This is a genomic window from Streptomyces sp. NPDC054849, from assembly GCF_053610945.1.
In genome coordinates, this window is the sequence record NZ_JBSGZI010000038.1 from 58,205 (window position 1) to 65,226 (window position 7,022).

Below are 7,022 nucleotides of genomic sequence, written 5' to 3' on the forward strand. Positions count from 1 at the left end.
TATTACCGGCGGGTAGCATCATTACGTTACCGATTGGTATGTACGAGGAACCCTGTCTCCCCGAGCCTTAACGGAGCCGTCGCCATGGGGCACTACAAGTCGAATCTCCGCGACATCGAGTTCAACCTCTTCGAGGTGCTCGGCCGCGACAAGCAGTACGGCACCGGTCCGTTCGAGGAGATGGACACCGACACCGCCAAGAGCGTCCTGTCCGAGCTGGCCCGCCTCGCCGAGAACGAGCTGGCCGAGTCCTTCGCGGACGCCGACCGCAACCCGCCGGTCTTCGACCCGGCCACCAACACCGCGCCCGTCCCGGCCTCCTTCAAGAAGAGCTACGAAGCCTTCATGGACTCGGAGTACTGGCGCCTGGGCCTGCCCGAGGAGATCGGCGGCACCACCTCGCCCCGCTCCCTCATCTGGGCCTACGCGGAGCTGCTGCTCGGCTCGAACCCGGCCGTCTGGATGTACTCCTCCGGCCCGGCGTTCGCCGGCGTCCTCTTCGAAGAGGGCAACGAGGCGCAGAAGAAGATCGCTCAGATCGCCGTCGAGAAGCGCTGGGGCTCCACCATGGTCCTCACCGAGCCGGACGCCGGCTCGGACGTGGGCGCCGGCCGCACCAAGGCGATCCAGCAGGATGACGGCTCCTGGCACATCGAGGGCGTGAAGCGCTTCATCACGTCCGGTGAGCACGACATGGAGGAGAACATCCTCCACTACGTCCTCGCCCGCCCCGAGGGCCACGGCCCGGGCACCAAGGGCCTGTCCCTCTTCCTCGTCCCGAAGTTCCACTTCGACTGGGAGACCGGCGAGCTGGGCGAGCGCAACGGCGTCTACGCCACGAACGTCGAGCACAAGATGGGCCTCAAGGCCTCCAACACGTGCGAGATGACCTTCGGCGACCAGCACCCCGCCAAGGGCTGGCTGATCGGTGACAAGCACGACGGCATCCGCCAGATGTTCATGATCATCGAGTTCGCCCGGATGATGGTCGGCACGAAGGCCATCGCCACCCTCTCCACCGGCTACCTCAACGCGCTGGAGTACGCCAAGGAGCGCGTGCAGGGCCCGGACCTGGCGAACTTCATGGACAAGACCGCGCCCAAGGTCACCATCACGCACCACCCCGACGTGCGCCGCTCGCTCATGACGCAGAAGGCGTACGCCGAGGGCATGCGCGCCCTGGTGCTGTACACCGCCAGCGTCCAGGACGAGATCCAGGTCAAGCAGGCCGCGGGCCAGGACACCTCGGCCGAGGTCGGCCTGAACGACCTGCTCCTGCCGATCGTCAAGGGCTACGGCTCGGAGAAGTCCTACGAGCAGCTCGCGCAGTCCCTGCAGACCTTCGGCGGCTCCGGGTACCTGCAGGAGTACCCGATCGAGCAGTACATCCGCGACGCCAAGATCGACACCCTCTACGAGGGCACCACGGCCATCCAGGGCCAGGACTTCTTCTTCCGGAAGATCGTCCGCGACCAGGGCGCCTCGCTCAACGTTCTCTCCGAGACGATCAAGAAGTTCCTGGCCGAGGCCGTCGGCGGCGAGGAGCTGGCCGGCGCCCGCGACGCGCTCGCCAAGGCCGCCGTCGACCTCGAGGCCATCGTCGGCCAGATGATCGTCGACCTCACCGCCACCGGCGAGGACGTCAAGAACATCTACAAGGTCGGCCAGAACACCACCCGCCTGCTGATGGCATCCGGTGACGTGGTCGTCGGATACCTGCTGCTCAAGGGCGCCGCCGTGGCCGCCGAGAAGCTGGCGACGGCCTCCCCGAAGGACGTCCCCTTCTACACCGGCAAGATCGCCGCCGCGAAGTTCTTCGCGGCCGAGGTCCTCCCGGGCGTCTCCGTCCAGCGCGCGCTGGCCGAGGCCGTCGACAACTCCCTCATGGAGCTCGACGAGGCCGCCTTCTAGGCTGCGCCCGCCCCACCCGTCACACCCACGCGGTGCACGCACAGTGGCCGGGACCCCTCCGGGGGCCCCGGCCACCGGCCTGTGCGACGGCAGCGTTCCCGTCTTGTCGGTGGTTCATGGGACGCTCGTAGACATGAGTCCACAGGAGCAGCAGCACAGCAGGGGGTATTCCGTCCCCACCGGGCGGCCGTACGCCCTCAAGGAGCTGCAGGCCACCCTGGGCAGCCTCGGCGACCACCTCCGCGAGCTGTACGACGGCGCCCACCCCGCCGAGTACGAGGGCGTGGCCGACGCGCTCTACATCGCCTTCCAGACCGCCGCGGGCCTCGCCCCCGCGAGGAGCTACACCGGCTGCCCCGAGCACCCCAACGGCGCCCTCGACCCCGAAGCCCCCGAGGGCTGGGGCCGCTGCCTCATCTGTAACGACCGGCGCCGGCTCGGCCTGCGCTCCCACGGCGCCCGCGCCGCCGCGGCCGCCCAGCCCGCCGGGGAGCAGCGGCGGCTGGGCTATCCCGTGCCGGGCCCCCCGTACACGCTGCAGGCCCTGCGCGACTGCCTGCGCACGGTCGAGGACCGCCGCTTCCACCTGTCGCTGTCCTCACCCCCCGACCACTTCGTGCAGATGGCCGACGACCTGCACCGCGCCTTCATCGTCGCCCGCGAGCTGTCCCGGCCGCGGAACGCCTCGGGCTGCTCCGAGCACCCCGGCGCTCCCATCGACCCCGACGCACCCCCCGGCGAGGCCTGTATCTTCTGCGCCGGACGCAAGAGACGCGCGCAGCGCTCCCCGCAGACCCCGGAGATGCTCCCGCGCATCCGCCGGGGCGAGCGCAGACAGCTGCAGCGCCGATTCGAGCGCCCGCCGGGCTGAAAACCGACGGGACCGCAGATCACCCACCTTGCGGCCCCCGACCTCCGGCCATCCCTCGCAGTCCGGCCATGACGAACACGACCGTCGTTAAGGTGACCACATGAGCTCTCCCGCCCGCTTCGACCGCGGCCACACCGACGATCTGATGACCTTTTTGACGGCCAGTCCGTCGCCGTACCACGCCGTGGCCAACGCGGCCGAGCGGCTGGAGAAGGCAGGCTTCAGGCAGGTGTCGGAAACGGACGCCTGGGATGCGGGCACCGGGGGCAGGTTCGTGCTCCGCGGAGGTGCGCTCATCGCCTGGTACGTACCGGAAGGCGCGTCCGCGCACACCCCGTTCCGGATCGTCGGCGCACACACCGACTCGCCCAACCTGCGGGTCAAGCCGCTGCCGGACACGGGCTCGCAGGGCTGGCGGCAGATCGCCGTCGAGATCTACGGCGGCACCCTGCTCAACACCTGGCTGGACCGGGACCTGGGCCTGGCCGGGCGGCTGACCCTGCGGGACGGCAGCGAGCGCCTGGTGAACGTGGACCGCGCGCTGCTGCGCGTGCCACAACTGGCCGTGCACCTGGACCGGTCGGTGAACACCGACGGCCTCAAGCTCGACAAGCAGCGGCACATGCAGCCGATCTGGGGTCTGGGCGACGTGCAGGAGGGCGACCTGATCGCGTTCCTGGAGGACGAAGAGGGCCTGGACCAGGGCTCGGTGGCCGGCTGGGACCTGATGGTCCACTCCATCGAGCCGCCCTCGTACCTGGGCCGCGACCGCGAGCTGGTGGCCGGTCCGCGGATGGACAACCTGCTGTCGGTGCACGCGGGGATCGCGGCGCTGGCGGCGGTGTCCGCCGCGGGCAAGCTCGACCACATCCCCGTACTGGCCGCCTTCGACCACGAGGAGAACGGCTCGCAGTCGGACACGGGCGCGGACGGCCCGCTGCTGGGCAACGTGCTGGAACGTTCGGTCTTCGCACGCGGGGGCACGTACGAGGACCGCGCGCGGGCCTTCGCCGGCACCATCTGCCTGTCCTCGGACACCGGGCACGCCGTGCACCCCAACTACGCCGAGCGGCACGACCCTTCGCACCACCCGCGGGTCAACGGCGGCCCGATCCTGAAGGTCAACGTCAACCAGCGGTACGCGACGGACGGCAGCGGACGCGCGGTGTTCGCGAGCGCCTGCGAGCGGGCCGGCGTGCCGTGGCAGACCTTCGTCTCCAACAACTCGATGCCGTGCGGCACCACGATCGGCCCGATCACGGCCGCCCGCCACGGCATTCAGACCGTGGACATCGGCGTCGCGATCCTTTCGATGCACAGCGCACGCGAACTGTGCGGCGCGGACGACCCGTTCCTGCTGGCGAACTCCCTGGTGGCCTTCCTGCAGGGCTGAGCCCCCGGGAAGGCCACGCGGCGGCCGCGGCCGTAGCCACAGCCGTAGCCGTAGCCGCAGCCGTGGGGGTTACCCCTCGTCGTCCATCCCGGCGAGGACGAGGGGCAGCCGGGACGCGCCGCCGGCGGTGACGCGGACGGGCACGCCCCAGTCCTGCTGGTGGACGTGGCAGGCCGGGTACTCGTTGGCGGGGTCGTCGTCGCAGGACGCCGCCATCGCGGAGACGTGCAGGACGCCCTCGGTGACGTCCGGGTTCAGCGCCAGCTCCCGGAACAGGTCGGTCCCGGCGCCCTCGCCCGTCGCCAGCAGCTCGGGCGGGGTCGAGGAGACCAGCAGTCGGGTCGACGGCCCGTAGCGGGTGTCGAGCTTCTGGCCGCTCGGCGCCTGGAAGACCACGTCGAGGCGGAGCGTGCCCGGCGCCACCTCGGTGGCGGCCCGCTGCGTACGGTGGGCGACCGCGTCCACCCGCACGGCCTCCTCCGGAAGGCGCAGCCGGGTCAGCCGGTGCCGGGCGGACTCGACGACCACGATCTCGCCCCCGACCAGCACGGCGTCGCTGGGCTCGCGGAGATCGGTGGCCAGGGTCGACACCTGCGCGGTGGCGGGGTCGTAGCGGCGCAGGGCGTGGTTGTACGTGTCGCACACCGCGACCGAGCCGTCGGGCAGCGCGGTCACCCCGAGCGGGTGCTGGAGCAGGGCCTGGCCCGCGTCGCCGTCCCGGTGCCCGAAGTCGAACAGCCCGGTCCCGACCGCGGACCTGACGACGTATCCGTCGGGGGTGTCCTGCACGTACCTGAGGGCGCTGGTCTCGGAGTCGGCGATCCACAGCCGGTCCCCGGCGGCCGCGAGCCCCGAGGGCTGGGCGAACCACGCCTCGGCGGCGGGCCCGTCGTGCAGCCCCTCGTTGGTGGTACCGGCCGCGGCCTCGACCGTCCCGGTCTCCGGATCCCACGTCCACAACTGGTGGACACCGGCCATGGCGATCCAGACCCTGCCCTGCCACCAGGCCACATCCCACGGCGAGGACAGGTCGACCTCCAGGGCGGGCCCTGAGGTCGGCGAGCCCTGCCACCACTGGCGCCCGGTCCCGGCGACGGTCTCCACGATTCCGGTGGCCGGGTCGTACGTACGCAGCGCGTGGTTGACGGTGTCGGCGACGACCACCCGGCCGTCGGGCAGCAGCGCCAGCCCCTGCGGCTCGCTGAAGCTCTCACCGGTGAACCCGCGGCTTCCGCTCCCGATGCGCCGTACGACGCTCTCCCCGTCCTCATCCAGCTCGACGAGCTGGTGCCGGGTGGTGTCCGACACCAGGAGGTTCCCGCTCGGCAGCAGCAGCGCCTTCCCGGGGAACCTCAGGTCGGTCGCGACCGGCTCGGGCGCCACGTACGGCCCGTCCCCGCGCCGCAGCGTTCCCTTGGCCTCGTGCTCGGCCTCCAGCTCCTCCACGAGCCGCGCGATGGCGTGGGCATGCCCCTCGCCGGCGTGCTGGGCGACGATGTACCCCTCGGGGTCGATCACGACGAGCGTGGGCCAGGCCCGTACGGCGTACTGCTTCCAGGTCGCGAGCTCGGGATCGTCGAGTACGGGGTGATGCACCTCGTACCGCTCGACGGCGTCGACGACGGCGGCGTGCTCGGCCTCGTGCACGAACTTCGGCGAGTGCACACCGATGATCACGACGGTGTCGCGGTGCTTCTCCTCCAGCTCACGCAGCTCGTCGAGGACGTGCAGGCAGTTGATGCAGCAGAACGTCCAGAAATCAACAACAACGCACTTACCTCGCAGGTCGGCGAGGGTCAGCTCTTTGCCTCCGGTGTTCAGCCAGCCGCCCTTGCCGATCAGCTCGGGAGCACGGACACGGGCACGTCGGGGCGCGGGCGCGGGGGTGGGCGCCGGGGCAGCATCGTTCATCCTTCAAGCTTGCCATCCGCGCAGGAACGCCCGACCACGACCACGCGAAGCGGCCGGTCCCGCCGTCACCGAGGCCGTTCATCCGCTTCATTCGGTTCGGCGATCTCCTGCTTCACCGGCATCCGCGACGTGGTCCGGTTCAACGCCGACGGCGCCCGGAGTTCCGCGGCCGGGCGGTCGTTGCCCGCGCAGGTGGACGCGTACCTTGGGTGACATGAGGTCTTTCCGGGACGCGGTCGTCGCGTGGGCGACGGGTGGCTCCGGTGAGCCCGCGTACGAGCTGGCCGCACAGCTGCCCGTCCGGGGGGCCGTCCTGCTCGAAGGGCCGAGCGACGTCGCCGCGGTCGAGGCTCTGGCAGGGAGCTACGGCCGGGACCTGGCGTCGGAGGGGGTCTGCGTTGTGGCGATGGGCGGCGCGATGAACGTCTCCCGCTTCATCGACCGCCTCGGGCCGAGGGGCCTGGACCTGCATCTGACGGGTCTGTGCGACGAGAGGGAACGCGGCTACTACGCCCGCAGCTGGGCACGGGCCGGGCTGGCGCCGGACTTCTTCGTGTGCGATTCGGACCTGGAGGACGAGCTCATCCGCATCCTGGGTGTGGAACGGGTGACGGAGCTCATCCGGCAGGAGGGCGAACTGCGGCCCCTGCAGACCTTCTTGTCCCAGCCCGCGCAGCAGGGGCGCAGCCCGCAGCAGCAGTTGCGGCGATTCCTCGGCACCAAGGGTGGACGCAAGATCCACTACGGCCGGGTGCTGATCGAGGCGCTCCCGCCCGACCGCGTGCCCCCGCCGCTGGAGGACCTTTTCGCCATCGTCTGACCTCGGCGGCGGCGGTGGCCGCTCGGGCATGAGCATCCGCCCGCCGGAGCGCCGTCGCGGGGCTTGGTTAGGATCACCAGGTGTCGACACCCGCCGACCTCAGCTCCGCCGTGCTG

General features: G+C 70.9%; 5 protein-coding genes. 4 read left to right on the plus strand and 1 reads right to left on the minus strand.

Going from position 1 to position 7,022, the window contains the following annotated elements:
* The first annotated feature begins 84 nt into the window (after positions 1–84).
* The 3 genes from ACWGIF_RS18775 (at position 85) to ACWGIF_RS18785 (ending at position 4,175) form a co-directional block, all read left to right on the plus strand.
* Entirely contained in the window at positions 85–1,911 is a 1,827-nt protein-coding gene (locus ACWGIF_RS18775) for an acyl-CoA dehydrogenase (protein ID WP_453498552.1), read from the plus strand.
* A 133-nt stretch (positions 1,912–2,044) separates the two neighbouring features.
* Complete coding sequence (locus ACWGIF_RS18780) at positions 2,045–2,782, plus strand: hypothetical protein (RefSeq protein ID WP_453498555.1); 738 nt, start codon at positions 2,045–2,047, stop codon at positions 2,780–2,782.
* Positions 2,783–2,882: 100 nt separating this feature from the next.
* Complete coding sequence (locus ACWGIF_RS18785) at positions 2,883–4,175, plus strand: M18 family aminopeptidase (protein ID WP_453498558.1); 1,293 nt, start codon at positions 2,883–2,885, stop codon at positions 4,173–4,175.
* Between the two features lie 69 nt (positions 4,176–4,244).
* On the opposite strand, the gene ACWGIF_RS18790 is transcribed toward ACWGIF_RS18785, so the two are convergent.
* Entirely contained in the window at positions 4,245–6,086 is a 1,842-nt protein-coding gene (locus ACWGIF_RS18790) for an NHL domain-containing thioredoxin family protein (protein ID WP_453498561.1), read from the minus strand.
* Between the two features lie 205 nt (positions 6,087–6,291).
* Here ACWGIF_RS18790 and ACWGIF_RS18795 point away from each other — a divergent pair, with 205 nt between their 5' ends.
* Positions 6,292–6,906 carry a TOPRIM nucleotidyl transferase/hydrolase domain-containing protein gene (locus tag ACWGIF_RS18795; protein ID WP_453498564.1) on the plus strand — a complete coding sequence of 205 codons (615 nt, stop codon included), beginning with the start codon at positions 6,292–6,294 and terminating at the stop codon, positions 6,904–6,906.
* The last annotated feature ends 116 nt before the right edge of the window (positions 6,907–7,022 follow it).

Coding starts and splice junctions, on each gene's coding strand:
- ACWGIF_RS18775 (WP_453498552.1), top strand. CDS start 85: ATGGGGCACTACAAGTCGAATCTCCGCGACATCGAGTTCAACCTCTTC.
- ACWGIF_RS18780 (WP_453498555.1), top strand. CDS start 2,045: ATGAGTCCACAGGAGCAGCAGCACAGCAGGGGGTATTCCGTCCCCACC.
- ACWGIF_RS18785 (WP_453498558.1), top strand. CDS start 2,883: ATGAGCTCTCCCGCCCGCTTCGACCGCGGCCACACCGACGATCTGATG.
- ACWGIF_RS18790 (WP_453498561.1), bottom strand. CDS start 6,086: ATGAACGATGCTGCCCCGGCGCCCACCCCCGCGCCCGCGCCCCGACGT.